General features: G+C 48.5%; 12 protein-coding genes. 10 read left to right on the top strand and 2 right to left on the bottom strand.

From position 1 onward, the window contains the following. The first annotated feature begins 65 nt into the window (after positions 1-65). The 7 genes from alaS to ACU37H_RS10120 all read left to right on the top strand — a co-directional run bounded on the left by alaS (position 66) and on the right by ACU37H_RS10120 (position 10,501). The gene (gene alaS, locus ACU37H_RS10090; RefSeq protein WP_472701646.1) at positions 66-2,705 is read left to right on the top strand and encodes an alanine--tRNA ligase; all 2,640 of its coding nucleotides are present in this window, start codon (positions 66-68) and stop codon (positions 2,703-2,705) included. A gap of 47 nt (positions 2,706-2,752) precedes the next feature. Continuing rightward, entirely contained in the window at positions 2,753-3,502 is a 750-nt protein-coding gene (locus ACU37H_RS10095; protein ID WP_472701645.1) for a DNA-formamidopyrimidine glycosylase family protein, read from the top strand. 25 nt (positions 3,503-3,527) lie between these two features. Continuing rightward, positions 3,528-4,433: an ion transporter gene (locus ACU37H_RS10100; protein WP_472701644.1), complete on the top strand. Its 906-nt coding sequence runs from the start codon at positions 3,528-3,530 to the stop codon at positions 4,431-4,433. A 117-nt stretch (positions 4,434-4,550) separates the two neighbouring features. Beyond that, positions 4,551-5,543, top strand: a complete 993-nt coding sequence (locus tag ACU37H_RS10105; protein ID WP_472701643.1) for a PDZ domain-containing protein — start codon at positions 4,551-4,553, stop codon at positions 5,541-5,543. 312 nt (positions 5,544-5,855) lie between these two features. Beyond that, complete coding sequence (gene gatB, locus ACU37H_RS10110; RefSeq protein ID WP_472701642.1) at positions 5,856-7,337, top strand: Asp-tRNA(Asn)/Glu-tRNA(Gln) amidotransferase subunit GatB; 1,482 nt, start codon at positions 5,856-5,858, stop codon at positions 7,335-7,337. Positions 7,338-7,390: 53 nt separating this feature from the next. Continuing rightward, positions 7,391-8,563: a redoxin domain-containing protein gene (locus tag ACU37H_RS10115; protein ID WP_472701641.1), complete on the top strand. Its 1,173-nt coding sequence runs from the start codon at positions 7,391-7,393 to the stop codon at positions 8,561-8,563. A 90-nt stretch (positions 8,564-8,653) separates the two neighbouring features. After that, positions 8,654-10,501 carry an amidophosphoribosyltransferase gene (locus ACU37H_RS10120; RefSeq protein WP_472701640.1) on the top strand — a complete coding sequence of 616 codons (1,848 nt, stop codon included), beginning with the start codon at positions 8,654-8,656 and terminating at the stop codon, positions 10,499-10,501. A 194-nt stretch (positions 10,502-10,695) separates the two neighbouring features. Here the strand turns inward: ACU37H_RS10120 and ACU37H_RS10125 are convergent, their stop codons facing one another. After that, positions 10,696-12,420 carry a RagB/SusD family nutrient uptake outer membrane protein gene (locus ACU37H_RS10125; RefSeq protein ID WP_472701639.1) on the bottom strand — a complete coding sequence of 575 codons (1,725 nt, stop codon included), beginning with the start codon at positions 12,418-12,420 and terminating at the stop codon, positions 10,696-10,698. Between the two features lie 30 nt (positions 12,421-12,450). Beyond that, a complete protein-coding gene (locus ACU37H_RS10130) occupies positions 12,451-15,699 on the bottom strand; it encodes a SusC/RagA family TonB-linked outer membrane protein (RefSeq protein WP_472701638.1) in 3,249 nt (1,082 codons plus the stop codon). Between the two features lie 181 nt (positions 15,700-15,880). Between ACU37H_RS10130 and ACU37H_RS10135 the strand changes: the two genes are divergently transcribed. The 3 genes from ACU37H_RS10135 (at position 15,881) to ACU37H_RS10145 (ending at position 17,596) form a co-directional block, all read left to right on the top strand. Then, complete coding sequence (locus ACU37H_RS10135; protein WP_472701637.1) at positions 15,881-16,366, top strand: SixA phosphatase family protein; 486 nt, start codon at positions 15,881-15,883, stop codon at positions 16,364-16,366. 100 nt (positions 16,367-16,466) lie between these two features. Further along, positions 16,467-17,186: a tRNA (guanosine(46)-N7)-methyltransferase TrmB gene (gene trmB, locus ACU37H_RS10140; RefSeq protein ID WP_472701636.1), complete on the top strand. Its 720-nt coding sequence runs from the start codon at positions 16,467-16,469 to the stop codon at positions 17,184-17,186. Positions 17,187-17,203: 17 nt separating this feature from the next. Further along, entirely contained in the window at positions 17,204-17,596 is a 393-nt protein-coding gene (locus tag ACU37H_RS10145) for an MGMT family protein (protein WP_472701635.1), read from the top strand. The last annotated feature ends 282 nt before the right edge of the window (positions 17,597-17,878 follow it).

The raw sequence follows: 17,878 nt of genomic DNA on the forward strand, positions 1-17,878 counted from the left end.
CTTCCGACCTCCGTCTTCGGACTTCCGACTTCCCGTCTTATCTTTGCCCACTTTAAAATAGTACAATGACCAGTAGTGAAATAAGACAGACATTTCTTGATTTCTTCAAAGGGAAAAATCACCAGATCGTGCCTTCGGCACCGATCGTCGTGAAAAACGATCCAACGCTGATGTTTACCAATGCCGGGATGAATCAGTTCAAAGATTTTTTCCTGGGCCATAAAAAAAGCGCGGCACCCCGCGTGGCGGATACACAGAAATGTCTTCGCGTAAGTGGCAAGCATAACGACCTGGAGGAAGTGGGCGTGGATACCTATCATCATACCATGTTTGAAATGCTGGGCAACTGGAGCTTCGGCGACTATTTTAAGAAGGAAGCTATCGAATGGAGCTGGGAATTGCTGACCAGTGTGTACCAGATTGAAAAAGACCGCCTGTATGTGACCGTGTTTGAGGGCGATGAAAAGGAAGGGTTGCCGTTTGACCAGGAGGCCTACGACCAGTGGGCGGCATGCCTGTCCCGATCGGGCATCGCAGAGGAGGAGATACCGAATCGCATCTTAAAAGGAAACAAAAAAGATAACTTCTGGGAAATGGGTGACACGGGTCCCTGCGGACCTTGCAGCGAAATACACGTGGATTGCCGACCTGACGCTGAGCGCCGGACAACCGACGGCAAAACACTGGTGAATGCTGATCATCCACAGGTAATAGAAATATGGAACAACGTATTCATCCAGTTCAACCGGAAAAAAGACGGAAGCCTGGAACCGCTGCCTGCGCGGCATGTGGACACGGGAATGGGGTTTGAGCGGCTGGTACGCGTGCTGCAAGGCAAAACCAGCAATTACGATACAGATGTGTTTACCGGCACGATCAGGGAAATTGAAACCATCACGGGCAAGGCCTACGACTTCAGCGACAGTAAAATGGCGGTGGCTTTCCGCGTACTGTCGGATCATATCCGGGCCATCAGCTTTACGATTGCAGATGGTCAGTTGCCTTCCAACACGGGCGCCGGCTACGTGATCCGCAGGATCCTGCGTCGTGCCGTGCGATATTATTACTCCTACCTGGATTACAAGCAACCGCTATTGTATCAGCTCGTTCCGGTCATAGCGGCGCAGTTTGAAACGGTGTTCCCCGAACTGAAGCAGCAGGAGGCTTTTGTTACCAAAGTGATCCGGGAGGAGGAAGACTCTTTCTTAAGAACTTTGGAGAAAGGGTTGAAAAGAATTGATGACATCATTGAGGCAAGGGACGGATCGGTTATTTCGGGTAAAGATGCATTTGAACTATACGACACCTATGGCTTCCCGGCAGATCTTACCCGGCTGATCGCCGCAGAAAATAACCTGACGGTAGACGAAGCGGGCTTTGAAGCAGAGATGCAGCAGCAGAAAAACCGCTCCCGCGCTGCCACTGCTATTGATACGGAAGACTGGCAGCAGGTGCATGAAGATGTGCCTTCGCGGTTTATCGGGTACAACGACCTGAATGTTACTACGCAGATCACGAAGTATCGCAAGGTTAAATCGAAGGGAAAAGAACAGTACCAGCTGGTACTGGAAACCACGCCCTTCTACGCCGAAAGCGGCGGGCAGGTGGGCGATAAAGGCTTGTTGCAACTGGGCGCAGAAAAGATCGAGATCACCAATACTAAAAAAGAGAACGACCTTATTATCCATTTCGCGGATCAGCTTCCTGAAAATATTTCTGAAGAAGTGACCGCCATAGTTGACTTTGAAAAAAGATTAAACACTACTTACAATCACACCGCGACGCATTTGCTCCATGCCGCGCTGCGCGAGGTACTGGGCACGCATGTAGCCCAGAAAGGATCGCTGGTTTCGCCGGATGTGCTGCGTTTTGATGTGTCGCATTTTTCGAAAATAACCGACGAAGAAATCCGCCAGGTAGAGATGATCGTCAACCAGAAAATACGCGAAAACATTCCGGTGGTCATTAAGGAAATGCCGAAGGAGGAGGCTTTGCAGCTGGGCGCGATGGCTTTGTTTGGAGAAAAATATGGAGACACCGTGCGCGTCGTAACGATCGATCCTGATTTTTCTGTAGAACTTTGCGGCGGTACCCACGTGTCGCACACCGGTATGATCGGCATGATGTTGATCACCTCAGAATCAGCGGTGGCCGCTGGTGTACGTCGTATCGAAGCCGTGACCGGGCCGGCTGCTTTCCGTTTTATGAGCGAGCGTATCGCAGAATACAAACAACTGGCGGAGCTGCTCAAAACAGGAAACCCGCTCAAAGCGATCGAAAAACTGATCACCGATAAATCCGCGCTGGAAAAGAAAGTGGAGCGATTGGAAGCGCGCGAACTGGTGGGTATCCGCAACAGCTTATTGCAAAAAGACGAAATCATCAACCAGGTCAACTTCATCGGAGACATCGTGGAAGTGAGCAACGCAGATGCGTTGAAAAAGCTTTGCGCTGATCTGAAAAATCATCTAAAGGATTTTGTAGTCGTGCTTTGCGCGAATATCGGCGGAAAACCCTTCGTAGCCGTAAGCATTGCCGAGAACGTGGTAGCCGCTAAGTCCCTGGATGCCGGACAACTGATCAAACAGCAGATCGCTCCCTTGATCAAAGGCGGCGGCGGCGGACAAAAGAGCCTGGCTACTGCCGGTGGTCAGGATGCCAGCAATCTTCAAAAAGTGATCGACACGATCAGAGAAATGCTTTAACCGCTTGTATTTCCGGGCTTCGTGAGCTTTTAGGCTTAAAAATTGCGTTGGGTAAGGAAAAGATTACCATGCCGGAAGGTCCTTCCTTACTTCTTTTAAAAAATAACCTGCAACCCTTCGTAGGGAAAGTGGTCAAAAAAGCAGGTGGATATTGCAAAATGCCGACCGAATGGCTGGAAGGGAAGAAACTGACCAATATCCGGTCCCACGGTAAATATCTCTATTTCGTCTTTCCCAATGGCGCGGTGCAGCTGCACCTGGGGCTTTTCGGAAGTATACTCGTCGATGAGCGGAAAAAGGTGAACCGGAAATTTTACCTGGAATTCGCTAAAGGCGCCATCAATGGCTATGTAGTCAGTGTCAGGAAAATAGAGAAAACGAACGAGCCTTTATTTGATCCGCGTATTGATATCCTCAGTCCGGACTTTGACAGCGCCTATGTCAAAAAGTTGGTAAAGGAAAAACCAGACAAAGACATCGGCGATGTGTTGATGGATCAGAAGATATTCGCGGGCGTTGGGAATATCATCAGGATAGAAGCTTTGTACCGCTCGGGGGTGCATCCGTTCAGCAAGGCAGGCAGCATTCCGCCGGCGGTGCTTACCCGGCTCATCCGTGCCGTCCGCAGTTATGCGCAACTGTTTTACAAGAATCTAAAGGAGAAGGGTCACAATAAAGACTTTACCATCTATCGAAAACAACACGATGCCGAGGGCAATGAAGTAACGATGAAGTACCTGTCAAAGACCCGGCGCAAGATCTATTTCAGCGACCGGAAGCAAAAGCTTTACAATTAATTCCCATATTTAGTATCTTAACCGCATGTCTATCTTTCGACTTATTCCGGATAAACACGATGTGCTGCAGGACCAAAACATACCTGAGGAGCAGCACAGGCTAAGAAGGAAACTGTATGTTATCATTTTTCAAAGCAATACGCGGGCGGGAAGAATATTCGACATTTCCCTGTTCATCCTCATATTGCTGAACATTATATTGCTCGTGCTGGAAAGCGTCGAGTCTATTGCCATCGCGTTTGACAAGCTCTTCCGCGTGCTGGACGTTTTTTTCATGATCGTATTTTCCATTGAATATGTCTTGCGGCTCTATTGTGTGCGCGAAGCCCGGCGGTATGCTAAAAGCTTTTACGGCGTGATCGACCTGTTAGCCGTGTTGCCCTCCTACCTGGAGTTCCTGTTGCCGAACTGGCATATGCTGATGATCATCCGCAGCTTCCGCCTGCTGCGCGTGTTTCGCATTTTCCGCATGGTTCGATTCCTGGATGAAAGCCGCTATATGGTTTTCGCACTGGTACGCAGCTTCAGCAAGATCATGGTGTTCCTCTTTTTCATTGTCTTGCTCACGGTCTTTTTAGGCTCAGTCATGTATGTACTCGAATATGAGCACAACCCCGGATTCCACAGCATCCCGCAAAGCATCTACTGGGCTATCGTAACGATTACCACCGTCGGCTACGGAGATGTGGCGCCAATGACGACGCTGGGCAAGATCATTGCCTCGTTCATCATGATCCTGGGTTATGCAATCATTGCGGTACCAACGGGAATCATGTCTGCCTCACTGGTTTCGCAATATAAGGACATGGATAATGACGACCGCATCTGCGATCATTGCGGCAATAAACACCACGCCGCCGATGCCCTGTTCTGCAAACAATGCGGCAAAGAGATCGGCGAGCGCCCTCTTCCCCGACAATCCAAATCTTAACATTTCCGAAGGTTTTCGTATTTTGATTTTTATCCTATCTTTGAAATACGAAGATTGACGTAGATCTTTCCGGGGAAGATTCCCCTACCAATATTGAAAATGAATAAACAATTCAAAATGAAGCACATTTTATTATTAACTGCACTGCTCGTCCCTGGTTTGATGTGGGCCCAGCAGGATGAAAAGGACGGACAGGAAGCGGAGCGCATTATCATCACAAAAAAAGGCGGTGAAGATCAAAAGCTCAACATTGTGGTGGACGGCGAAAAGATCACGGTCAACGGAAAACCTGTCGGGGAAAACGAAAAGGGCGACATCAGTGTAAAGCGTCTGAAAATAAAAGACCTGAATAACTGGGCACCCGAGGGACTGGCCGCCAGCGAAGGTCTCGCGAACCGGTTTCGCATCGCACGCATGCCTAATAAGGCCATGCTGGGCGTTACGACTGAAAAAGCCGAGGAAGGCGCCCGTATCGTGCAGGTAAACGACGAGACGGCGGCAAAGAAAGCGGGCCTCAGCGAAGGGGATATCATCATTTCCGTTGATTCAAAAAAGATCACAGCGCCCGACGAGCTCTCTGAAGCGCTAAAGGATAAAAAGCCTGGTGATAAAGTATCCATTACTTATCTGAGAGAAGGAAAGAAAGCGACCACCACCGCAGAGCTTACGCAATGGAATGCGCCGCAGATCATGACTTTCAGGGGCGATAATGGAAATATGAATTTTTCCGCGCCGGATATTAACCTGGAAGATATCATGTCACGCATACCGCGCAATTTCAATCAGGAAGGAGGACAAAACTTCCGGTTTTACGATTTCAGCAATCCGAAATCACCCAAAATGGGAATTAAGGTTCAGGACCTGGAAAACGGTTCGGGCGTGAAAGTGCTGGAAGTGGACGCCGGTTCGGAAGCGGAAAAAGCAGGTGTGAAGGAAGGAGATATTATCAAAGAAGCCAATGGTCAAACTATTGAAAATACAGACGACCTGTTGGCAGAAGCAAGGGACAATCGCCCAGGTGCTTCCATGAAACTGAAAGTGGATCGCGGCAGTAAGTCGCACGATATCAATATCCTTTTCAGCAAAAAGATAAAAACCGCCGAGTTGTAGGCGTAAACAAAAGTAGTGTTCTGATTGTTTTACTATAGTTTTTGTAGGTTGTAAGACGCCTGCAGGCGTTTTTTAAAAAAGTTTTGTGATTAGGATTGTAAAGCCGGCGGCGATAAGCTGCCGGCTTTTTATATGGCCCTGCCACAAGAAAGCCGCCGTGCGTATGACATCAGGGTTCCGCGCTGCGCGCTTTTGGGCACAGCTCTTTACGCACTTTGCAATAAAAATCAATAAAAAGAAAAAATGTTATGCATCTAAGCTGCCTGTCAGAAACCTCAAGTCGCAATTGATGCTTATTTTTACAGCCTTCAAATGAATACCAGTAACGACTCATACGAAATAGTAATCGGGCTTGAGGTACATGCTCAGTTACTCACGAACAGTAAATTATTTTGCGGAGACAGCATCGCTTTCGGTGCTGATCCTAATACGCATGTAAGCCCGGTCACGCTGGCACATCCCGGCAGCCTTCCCAAAATGAACCGCGAAGCCATTGGCCACGCCATTAAAATGGGTCTGGCCTGCCACTGCGATATCGAGAAGAAAAACTATTTCGCGCGGAAGAACTATTTCTATCCTGATCTTCCCAAGGGCTACCAGATCTCTCAGCACACCACCCCTATTTGCAAAAACGGTTATGTGACGATCAAAACAGAAGCCGGCGAAAAGAAAGTGAGGCTCAACCGCATCCATATGGAAGAGGACGCCGGCAAAAGCCTGCACGATGTGAATGCTGAAAATACAGCGGTCGACTACAACCGGGCAGGCACGCCGCTGGTTGAAATTGTGACAGAGCCCGATCTGCGCAGTAGCGATGAGGCCTTTGCCTATGTGAGCGAATTGCGCAAACTGGTGCGCTACCTGGGCGTGTGCGATGGCAATATGGAGGAAGGCAGCATGCGCTGCGATGCCAATATCTCCGTACGGAAAAAAGGAGATCAGCAACTCGGAACCAAGGTGGAAGTCAAGAACCTGAACTCCATCCGTAACGTTAAAAGGGCTATTGATTTTGAAGCAGACCGCCTGATCGGACTGCTGGAGCAGGGCCAAACCATCCGTCAGCAGACGCGCAGCTTCGATGCCAACAACGGAACAACTTTCGCCATCCGGGACAAAGAAGATGCGGAAGATTACCGCTATTTCCCCGACCCGGATCTGACCCCTTTTGATCTGAAAGACGAATATATCAACGAAATCAAATTATCTATACCGGCCTTGCCGGCGGAACGGATCGCTACCTACACTTCCCTATACGGATTGTCTGAATACGACGCCCAGGTGCTGACAGAAGAAAAAGAGACGGCAGACTACTTTGAGTCAGTCATAGCAGTGATCTTCCCGACGGCGCCATCTGCCCGGGAAGCAGGAGGACGCCCTAAGGCGGTGGCTAACTGGATGCTGGGACCCGTGAAAAGCTGGCTGAACGAGCAGGGCAAATCGATCACCGGTTTTCCGTTGCAGCCCGCCCAGATCGCCGCGTTGATTCAATGCGTTGACGATGGCAAACTGAGCTTCTCCACAGCGTCTACCAAATTATTCCCCTTGCTGCTCCAGCATCCGCAGGGTGACCCTGCCGCGCTGGCCGAGCAACACAACCTGATCCAGCAATCTGACTCATCGGCGCTGGAACCCGTCATAGATGCCGTGCTGGAACAATTGGCAGACAAAGTTGTTGCATATAAAAAAGGAAAGAAAGGCTTGCTGGCGCTGTTTGTGGGAGAAGTGATGAAAAGGACCAAAGGAAAAGCCGATCCTAAAAAAACCAATGAAATCATTTTAGAAAAATTGAAATAGTCCGCAGATCCTGATCGACGGACCATGGCAATTTGCTCATTATAAAACGCACAATGAAAAAAATATTGACATTAGGGGCAGCCTTCATTTGCCTGGCAGCTTGTAAATCGGGAGAGAAAAATGCTTTTGCGGTGTCCGGGAAGATCGCCAACACGACCGGTAAAATGATATATCTCGAAGAAGTGCCTATCGGCACGATGCGCCCGGTGATCATAGACTCTGCTGCGTTGGGTAAGGACGGCACTTTTTCTATCGAAACGGAAACCGGTGAATCGGCCATCTATAATCTCCGCATTGACCAGGGAACTTTCCCTGTTGCTTCTGTGATCAACGATGCTCCTTCGATTCAGCTCGATATTGAAATGAGCAAGGATAATAATCAGTTTGCAGAAAAATATGAAGTGAACGGCTCTCCTGCCAGCAAAAGCATGAAGGACTTTATGATGGCTTTCAATGGAAAGATGCAGGGCATGATAGCGCAGGCATCAAAGATTGACAGCCTGTATCAGCTCAAAACCGCGGATAGCGTGATTGCACCCCTGGTGCAGGAGCATACCGCCACGGCAGCCTCACTGAGACAATATACACTTGATGAGATCAGGAAATCCGGCAACCCTTCATTGTCTATGTTCATGTTGGGTTATTATCAGTCCTCTGCCAGCAATCCGGGCCTGCGCCTGGAACCGCTGAGCAACGAACAGGTAAGTGCCACGATCTCTGATGTCATCCAAAAGAATCCCGATCATTCTGGTATGATCGCTTTACAGAAAAGCCTTCAGGGGCAGCTCAACGATCCGGGTGCAACCGGCCTGGTAGGCAAAAGCGCGCCGGACTTTACGCTGCCTGATGTCAATGGCCAACCGGTAGCCCTCAGCTCATTTAAAGGTAAATATGTATTGCTCGATTTTTGGGCCAGCTGGTGCAAACCCTGCCGGATAGAGAACCCCAATGTAGTAGCGGCTTATCATAAGTTCAAAGACAAAAATTTCACCGTGGTGGGCGTTTCACTCGATCAGTCAAAAGATCCGTGGTTAAAAGCCATCAAAAATGACGAGCTTGTTTGGCCGCAGCTGAGCGATCTGCAGTTCTGGCAATCGCCGGTCGTGGCGTTATACGGCTTTGAAGGTATTCCTTACAATGTACTGATCGATCCAAACGGTAAAGTCATTGCGGAGAGCCTGCGCGGGCGCTTTTTAGAGAGCAAACTGGAAGAGGTGTTGAAATAACGGGTGAACTCCTCGTTTGCCGACATTTCTTGAACTATATTAAGCTCCCTTTAAAAACTATTCTCGTAAATTTGCGTTTCTTTTCCATTTATGAGCGATCCAATTAAACACGAGTGCGGATTGGCCTTTATCAGGCTTCGCAAAAGTTTTTCCCATTATTTAAAAGAATATGGAACCGTAATGTGGGGGCTGAACAAGCTGTACCTGCTTATGGAAAAACAACATAACCGCGGGCAGGATGGCGCCGGAGTGGCAGCCATTAAGCTGAACGTGGAGCCGGGGCATCCGTTTATGCACCGGATCAGGAATGCACAACCCCAGGCGATCGCCTCGTTGTTTCAGAGTATCGCTGAAGAAGTGAACGACCTCACGAAATACAACCCGGACATTGTGAACCACCCCGGATTGATGAAAGGCCATGTGAAATTTTTAGGCGAGTTGCTTTTAGGGCATCTGCGCTATGGCACCCAGGGAAAAAACAATGCAGAGTTTTGTCACCCCTTCCTTAAAAGACATACCATCACCACGAGGAACCTGGCTTTAGCCGGAAACTTCAATCTGGTTAATACAGAAGAGCTTTTCCAGAAGCTGGGTATTGAGCCAGGACCTTTTCAAAAACAAAGTGACCTGGCCGCCATGATGGAAATGGTGCACAAGCACCTCGTTGATGCCGATGAAGCCTCACCGGCAAAGCCCGACATTAAGCAGGTATTAAAAGAAGTGATTCCTCAGTTTGACGGCGGATTTGCAGTAGGTGGTGTCACCGGTGATGGCGTGGGTTTCGTCTTTCGTGATCCGCATGGCATCAGGCCTTGTTATTATTACGTCGACGGCGATGTGATCGTAGCGGCTTCTGAGCGGGCGGCGATCCGCACAGCATTCAATGTGGGCGAAAATGCAGTAAAAGAATTGATGCCCGGCAATGCGCTTATCGTTCACGAAGACGGCAGCTACGAAATAGAAGAAGTGGTTACTCCCAAAGAGCGGAAGGCCTGCAGCTTCGAACGTATTTACTTCTCCCGCGGAAGCGATGAAAAAATTTACAAGGAAAGAAAGGCTTTGGGCTTCAACCTGAGCGAACAGGTGCTGAATGCTATTGATTTCGACCTGAAGAATACCATATTTTCCTACATCCCGAATACAGCCGAAGTAGCCTTCCTGGGCTTACAGAAGGGTATGCAGATGTATCTGAACCAGATCAAGATCGACCGCATCCTGAGTTGGGGCAAAGACTACGACGAGGAGAAACTCAGCGAGATGATCAACCGCCGCATCCGAGTGGGCAAGATCGCCATCAAGGATGTGAAAATGCGTACGTTCATCACCGAAGATGCCAGCAGGAACGAGATGGTGCAACACGTTTACGATGTGACCTATGGCACCGTAAGACCGGGCGTTGATACGATCGTGGTGATCGATGATTCGATCGTAAGAGGCACAACGCTGAAGCAAAGTATTATCAAGATGCTGGCACGTCTGAAGCCTAAAAAGATATTGATCCTATCCTCTGCTCCGCAGATCCGTTACCCGGATTGTTATGGAATAGACATGAGCAAAATGGGCGATTTCATTGCCTTTAACGCCGCTGTGGAGATCCTGAAAGACCGTGGGAATGAAGGTTTGCTGCATGAGCTTTGGCAAAAATGTAAGGACCTGAAAGAAGAAGGATTACTTCACACTGAAAATGTTGTACAGCAAATTTACAAGAGCAGCACCAGCACGGAGATCTCTTATAAAATTGCAGAGATGATCACTCCTAAAAATCTGGGTATCCCCGTACGGGTGATCTTCCAGAGCATAGAAGACCTGCATAAAGCCTGTCCTAACAATTTAGGTGACTGGTACTTTACCGGCAACTATCCAACAGCCGGGGGTAACCGCGTCGTGAACCAGGCCTTTATGAATTATATGGAAGGAAAGAACGAAAGGGGTTATTAATAATCACGGAAGATTTCTTTAACTGCATAAATTCCCTCTGACACTTCATTCCAGACAGGCAGCTTCTCAAAGAAACCGTCATTGCGAACGAAACAAAGTGAAGCTGAGCAATCTATTCATTTGTTCCTGAAACTTAATAAAAAGTCCCGTAGCGTCTGACTACGGGACTTTCTTTTATTGAGGGCGAGAGTTTGTTAATACCCTTCGTTCTGTTTGAGTGCACCTCCGCTCCTGTCCAACTGTTCCTGCGGAATCGGGAAATAGGTATCTTTTTCTTCGAAAGTGATCGTCTGTGAAGAAGATACGTAGCTCTTCTCAAAGTTGTGATAGCTTTCTAATACCGATTTTGCCTGGCCCCATCTTACCAGGTCATAGAACCGATGGCCTTCCATGGCCAGCTCCAGCCTCCTTTCAAATCGCACGGCATTGCGGGCATAGTCCTGGCTGGGGAAAGAAGCGTAAGGCTTCACATTGTATGCGGCAGCAGGAGTTCCTCCAACAGTGATCACCGGCAAGGTCGCTGCCCGGGCCCTCACATTGTTTACACGGTCCCTCGCATACGTAAGATCATTGGTTTCCACCGCACATTCTGCAGCCATCAGGTATACATCGGCAAGCCGGATGATATTCACATTCAGACCGGTAATATTTGTTGTACCGGGTGAAGTATTGCCGCCGAAATCAGCTTTGTTGATCATTTGCTTAACAGCCACAAAAGGTCCGCCATACGCCGGGTCACGGATCCACGCATCGCCTGGCATCACGCCCCAATCCCTGTAAGGCACGCCTCTTCTGCCCACGGTGTAATCCAGCCGCGGATCCACTGCCAGGGTTTTATCTACCTGGTAGTTCTCTTTAGCCGCGCCGCTCAATCCCAGATCAGATTTGTAAGGATTCGTGCGGTAGGATCCATCCAGCATCGGGAGACCGCCCGCAGTAACCCTGTAAGCGTTAACCAGCTCTACTGAAGGTTGATAGAAGCCGCAGCAACTGATAGGCGCGGAGTTATACAAGCCCGCCAGCATATCGCCTACGTTTCCATTATCTCCACTTCCATCCGCATTGATAATATGCTGAGCCACCAGTATGCCTTCGGGCCCATTTTCTGTGGCCATATTAAAATTGTTCTGGAAGGGCATGCCTGTCAGCGCAGGCTTATTCGTGATCACGTTTTTAAACAGCACCAATGCCTGTGCATATTTCTTTTGATACAGATACAGCTTACCCAGATAAGCTTCCGCTGCGTATTTATCCACCCGTCCTACTTCGCCCAGCGGCTTTGCATAAGTAAGGTTATCTGCAGCAAATTTAAAATCCGCTTCGATCATAGGTTCCACATCGGTAGTAGTGTTGGGAACTTTTACGGCGTCTGCTGTGCTGGTGATCGATTCGTCCAGGTAAGGGATGTTGACAAACACGCGCTTCAGGAAGAAATAATAATGGCCTCTGAGCAATCTGGCTTCCGCTTCAATCTGCGTAGCCCGCTCATCGCTGAACCGGTCATTCGAGCTGCTCTCCTGCACGGCTTTTAATAACCTCAGCGTCGCGTTGCAGCGAATCACACCTTCATAATACACGCGCCACATCGTAGGCAGGTTGTCATTGGTAGGGCCTACCCTATGCAATTCGATATCATTCATAGGCGACTGGTCGCCGCTGTTGCTTCCTTTGTGCGCATTATCGGAAGCTACTTCACCATATAACCATTGACTGGGACCGCTGGAGTAGTTGCCCCAGGTACCGTTGATATTGCCATTCAAAATACCGTAAGCACCGATCAGCGAGGCTTCTACCGCCTTGGTGGTTTTGAGCTGTTCATCCACAATCACACCCTGCGGATCGGTTTCCAAGAACCCTTTCCCGCAAGAGTATATGAGGAACATTAAACTGACTGTGATGTATATATATGATTTCTTCATATAAGTAGATTTTAAAGTTATAGACACGGGTTAGAAGGTAACATTCAAGCCAACGATGAACTGCCTGGAAGCGGGGTACACACCCAGGTCCACACCGGGAGCCGTAAAGTCACTCGAGAATTGGGTAACTTCCGGGTCCAGGCCTGAATATTTGGTGATGGTAAACAGGTTGGAGCCGCTTACGTACACTCTCATGTTTTTGATCCGGTCTTTAAAAATCTTAGCTGCTGGCAGGGTATAGCCCAATTGCAGCAACTTCATTCTGAAATAGCTTCCGTCCTGTACATAATAACTATTCGCCTGTAACTCTAACGCCGGGCGGTTCCGGTAGGGAGAAGGGATCATGCTTCCCGTGTTGGAGGGGCTCCATGCATCCAGCATCCGGGTGCTTACCGCACCATCAAAGGCACTGAAATCAGTGTAGTAACGGGTTACATCAAATATGTCATTCCCCTGAGAACCGTTGAAGAACATGGAAAGGTCGAAATTATGATAAGAGGTATTGAAGCTTAAGGAATAGATAAAGTCAGGGTGCGGACTTCCGATTACCGTGCGGTCGTTGGCGTCGATGATGCCATCAGGCACACCGTCAGGTCCGGATATATCAGCATATACAGGGCCCCCAACTCTGGCATCAGCATAGGAAGGCCTGTTGGCTATATCGTCAGCACTCTGGTAAATGCCGGTGATCTGATAACCGAAAAAGGCACCGAATGGCTGGCCGGGCACGATGATAGAGGTCTGTAAACTTCTGATACCGCCGTATTGCTGCTGCTTCACCGTAGGCGCCAGTTCTGTCACCAGGTTCACGTTTCTTGAGATATTTCCGCCGATGTCAAACTTGAACGCATTAGCGCCTCCGTTGGCATTGTGATGATAATTCAGCGTGAGCTCCACACCTTTGTTGCTCATGGAACCAATGTTCACGTAGGGAGACGCACCTCCTCCAACGCCTTGTGCAGGCAAAGGAACGGGGTATAACATGTCGGTGGTCTTGCGGCTATACCAGTCAAACGAACCGTCGATCTTGTTTGAAGCAACCGCAAAGTCCAAACCGATGTTCCATGATTTCAGTTGTTCCCATTTTACATCAGGATTGTCGTAGTTGCTGGTCCAGATACCACTGGTCGCATCTTTCCCACCGATAGGATAGGAAGAAGAGTTGATGGCCGATTGATATCTTTTCAGGAACTGGAAGGAAGGAATACTTTGGTTACCGGTAGCACCATAACCTGCTCTTAATTTTAAATCATTGATCCAACCAACGCCTTTCATGAATTCTTCGTTAGATACCCTCCAGGCCGCGCTCGCCGCAGGGAAATTACCGTAACGATTGTTAGGGCCAAAGTTGGACGAACCATCACGACGGATGGTAGCCGATAATAAATATTTTTCGGAGAAGTTATAATCCGCTCTGGCAAACAGGGAAAATAAAGAAGATACATACCCGTTGCTTGAGCTGGAAAGGCCGGTGCTGGCGGCGCTCAGGTAGTAATAATTGATATCACCGAAGATGAAGAAGTTGTTACCGGTACCAGTCACCACGCGTCCTTTAGATTCAACGGCTTCCGTACCCGCCAGTAAGGTCAGGTCATGCTTTTCGTTGAATTTATTTTTGTAGGTCAGTGTGTTGGTCCATGTCCATTCTGTAGCAAATCCCTGTCCTTCATTCAAAGGATTGTTATCATAACTTCCTTCAGAACGTTCTGGATTAGGGTACCCGATGCTAATGTTAGTATAGTTGTCATACCGCACGCCATAAACCGTTTTCAGGTTCAGGCCTTTCACGATATTTAAGTCGGCAAAAGCGCTTCCAAAAAACTGGTTGTCTGTGTTCACGTTATCCTTGGAGCGATACAGTACGGCCAGCGGATTATCTGCATTTCCCAACATGCTACCCCGGCTACCTCCGAAGTTGCCCATGATATCATAGACAGGAATGATGGTTTGAATCCGGTAGGCCCATCCGATAGGCGAGCCCTCGCCCTGATAGCTCCCTGCCACATTAGGGTTAGTTGCAAAACCATATCCGCGGATATAGGAGTATTGCATGTTTTCACCGATCTCCAAACGATCACCCAGCGTTTTAAAGCTGGTGTTGGCTCTGATCGTATAGCGTTTGAACCCGGTATATTTGATCGTACCTTCCTGGTTGAAATAGCCACCGCTCAATGAATAAGTTGAGTTTTCGCCACCTCCTAAAACCGTCAACTGGTAGCTCTGCATAGGAGCAGGATTAGTGATCTCTTTAAACCAATTAGTGCCTGCCTGGTTGGCTCTGGTGATCTGGTAAAAAGTACCGCTGTTCTGCGTATACCTGTATTTGGAAGGGTCTGCATCCGCGGCAGTGATATCCTGTCCATTCTTGGATCCTGCAAGCAGGTATTCCGGCAATGTGGGATTATTGGGATCGTTGCCGTAATTAGGCCCCGTTGTTCCACCCTGTCCGGGAGTTTGGCCTGAATTTCTGAAAGCAGCATACAGGTTCTGCGCAAATTGCATAGGCGTCATATATTCAGGAAAGGTGTTCTGGTTGGGGCGCTGCGTGCCATAATACACATCCAGGTTGATCCTGGGCGGTCCTTTTCTTCCTTTCTTGGTCGTGATGATCACAACACCGTTATTGGCCCTGGATCCATAGATGGACGAGGCCGATGCATCTTTAAGTACCTGCATACTTTCAATGTCTTCCGCATTAAGCCAGCTTAATTTACCGGTATAAGGCATTCCATCAATTACAAACAAGGGATCGTTGTTATTGATGGTACTAAAACCCCTGATCCGGATCTGCGGTGTGGAACCGGGCGACCCGTCGTTAATGATCTGCACACCGGTGGCTTTACCTTGTAAAGCTTCTACCGGGCTGGACGACGGTTGCGACTTCAGCTCATTCATGTCGACCACCGCGACCGAGCCCGTCAGGTCCTTCTTTCGTTGGGTACCATAACCGATCACAACAACGTCTGTAAGGCCCGACACATCCGCTTTCAACTGGATGTTCATGCTTCCCGATGCGCTTACCGTCAGGCTTCCTGGCTGATAGCCGACGCTGGTAAACTCCAGCACATCTCCGGGGCTGGCGTTGATCGTGTATTGACCAGATTCATCTGTTGTCGTACCTGCGGAAGCTCCTTTGACGACCACCGAGACATTAGGAATAGGCAATTGTTGTTCATCTGTGACGGTCCCTGTTACGGGCCTGGATTGGGCGTGCGCATAATAGATTGAGAAGAGGGCACATAGGCACACGGCTATGCTTCTCATGCATTTTCTTTTCATATGACTGCAATTTGGTTTATAATGTAAGTCTACAGCAAGGCTATCTGAAGTTATACAATAAACTTCGAAAAAGAAAAATCATTTTTGTAGAAATTGATCGAACGCAAACAATCAAAAAATTTTTCAATCGAAAAGTATTGAATTAAATAATTTTGCCGACTATTTGAAAAGATAAAACGTTATGAAGACTTTGATCATCATTCGCCATGCGAAGGCCGAACAAGGGCATGGCACTGATAGTATGCGTAGACTAACTGACAGAGGCCATCAAAATGCAGAAATGATGGCTAACCGGCTGCTCGAGAAAGGCTATAAAATTGACAAGCTTTTCGTCAGCCCGGCTGAGCGAACCAAGGAAACGGCCGAATGGTTTGCCCGTGTGCATCATATAGAAGAAAAGGACATCAAATACTTTGATGATCTCTACCTGGGAGATACTTTGCAGATCATTGAAACCGTTAACTGGCTGAAAGAAGATGTGGCTACGTTGGCGGTGATCGCACACAACCCGGGTGTTACTAACTTTACCAACGATATTACCGGGTCTGCTATCGAATCGCTGCCGACCACAGGTATCGCCGTGATCAAGGTAGATTGTGACGACTGGCAGCAGTTTAATCAGGCAGAGAAAACACTGGTGGAAGTAGATTCGCCGAAAAACAGTTGACGGTGGACAGATGACTGATGACAGTCTTCTTCGCAATCTATATTATAATACAGGTTTACCGACGGTCATCTGTCAACAATCCACTGTCATCTTAAAGAGTATGGGACAAAAAAAATTAATCCGTTTCGCGGAGCTAAAAACATTTGATAACGTGCTGCAGTTCCCGGAGAATATGGCGGGCAACTGGCATCAGCATTTTAAGAATGATCATCCAATTGTTTTAGAGCTGGCCTGTGGAAAGGGCGAATATGCGTTCGGCCTGGGCAAATTGTATCCCAACCGCAATGCCATTGGCGTCGATATCAAAGGAAACCGTTTGTGGGTAGGCGCTAAGAAAGCCCTCCAGCAAGGACTTTCCAATGTGGCCTACCTGCGCGCCCAGATTGAGCAGCTCCATCAATATTTTGCGCCCGATGAAGTGGATGAAATATGGATTACTTTCCCCGATCCGCAATTGCGATATTCGAAAGCCAAAAAAAGACTGACACATCCGCGGTTCCTGAGGATCTATCAACAGGTGATCAAACCGGGCGGCAAGATCCACCTGAAAACAGACAGCCCGGATCTATACCGTTTTACCAAAGAGGTAATCACCATGTATGATTGTCCGTTGATTACGGATATCGACGATCTCTATCAACAGGAGGACCGGGCAGAAGAGCTGAAAATAAAAACGCATTACGAAGCGCTTGACATTGCGCAAAGCAGCCGGATCCATTATTTGTGTTTCACTTTGCCGTCAGAGCTGGCTGGTCCTGAAAAAGACCTGGAGCTCAAGGAGGCGATCCGGTATGAGCTGGATAAAGGAACTACCTCTTAATAAACGCGTGACTAGTCATGACCGATAAACAAAAACCAGGAGCCGGATCACAACGACTGAAAGCTGTTATTCCTTCCGGTCAGAAGGACCTTGATTTCTTCGAACAGGTTTTTGATATCGTGCGTCAGATACCGAAGGGTCGCGTCACTTCCTATGGAGCCATTGCGCGGTGCATTGGGACCGGCAAGTCGGCGCGGCTGGTGGGATGGGCGATGAATGGCTCCGGAAAGGTGAAACCTAAAGTGCCTGCGCATCGCGTGGTGAACAGCGCTGGTGTGCTTTCCGGCAAGCTCGCGTTCAAAACGCCGACGCTGATGGAAGCGCTGTTAAAAAAAGAAGGTATCCTGGTGAAGAACGATAAGGTCGTCGACTTCAAAAAAGTTTTCTGGGATCCGCTGGAAGACTTATAATTTAGCTTCCCTGATAAGGCAGATTCACAAAAATGAAACCTGGTCTGACCGTCCCGGTCTGACCAAAGGCAGGATATACTCCGATTGTGCAAAGCCTGCAGATGTTCCTCGAAACGGGTCCGCTTGTAATCTATGCGGCCTGTAGGAAATCCGTAATCATAAATCAATGCCGTGAATCCGCTGCGGCGAGATGCATGAACAAATAATATTCCTTTAGTGCATTTTACAATCAAAGAAATTACTAGCTATTTCTGGTTCTAACTGCGTCAGACCGGGACGCCC

The sequence above is a fragment of the Niabella sp. ZPM-14 genome (genome assembly GCF_055693045.2).

Bases quoted from the DNA above. Each gene is read 5' to 3' on its own strand.
- alaS (WP_472701646.1), top strand. From the start codon at position 66: ATGACCAGTAGTGAAATAAGACAGACATTTCTTGATTTCTTCAAAGGG.
- ACU37H_RS10100 (WP_472701644.1), top strand. From the start codon at position 3,528: ATGTCTATCTTTCGACTTATTCCGGATAAACACGATGTGCTGCAGGAC.
- ACU37H_RS10105 (WP_472701643.1), top strand. From the start codon at position 4,551: ATGAAGCACATTTTATTATTAACTGCACTGCTCGTCCCTGGTTTGATG.
- gatB (WP_472701642.1), top strand. From the start codon at position 5,856: ATGAATACCAGTAACGACTCATACGAAATAGTAATCGGGCTTGAGGTA.
- ACU37H_RS10115 (WP_472701641.1), top strand. From the start codon at position 7,391: ATGAAAAAAATATTGACATTAGGGGCAGCCTTCATTTGCCTGGCAGCT.
- ACU37H_RS10120 (WP_472701640.1), top strand. From the start codon at position 8,654: ATGAGCGATCCAATTAAACACGAGTGCGGATTGGCCTTTATCAGGCTT.
- ACU37H_RS10125 (WP_472701639.1), bottom strand. From the start codon at position 12,420: ATGAAGAAATCATATATATACATCACAGTCAGTTTAATGTTCCTCATA.
- ACU37H_RS10130 (WP_472701638.1), bottom strand. From the start codon at position 15,699: ATGAAAAGAAAATGCATGAGAAGCATAGCCGTGTGCCTATGTGCCCTC.
- ACU37H_RS10135 (WP_472701637.1), top strand. From the start codon at position 15,881: ATGAAGACTTTGATCATCATTCGCCATGCGAAGGCCGAACAAGGGCAT.
- trmB (WP_472701636.1), top strand. From the start codon at position 16,467: ATGGGACAAAAAAAATTAATCCGTTTCGCGGAGCTAAAAACATTTGAT.
- ACU37H_RS10145 (WP_472701635.1), top strand. From the start codon at position 17,204: ATGACCGATAAACAAAAACCAGGAGCCGGATCACAACGACTGAAAGCT.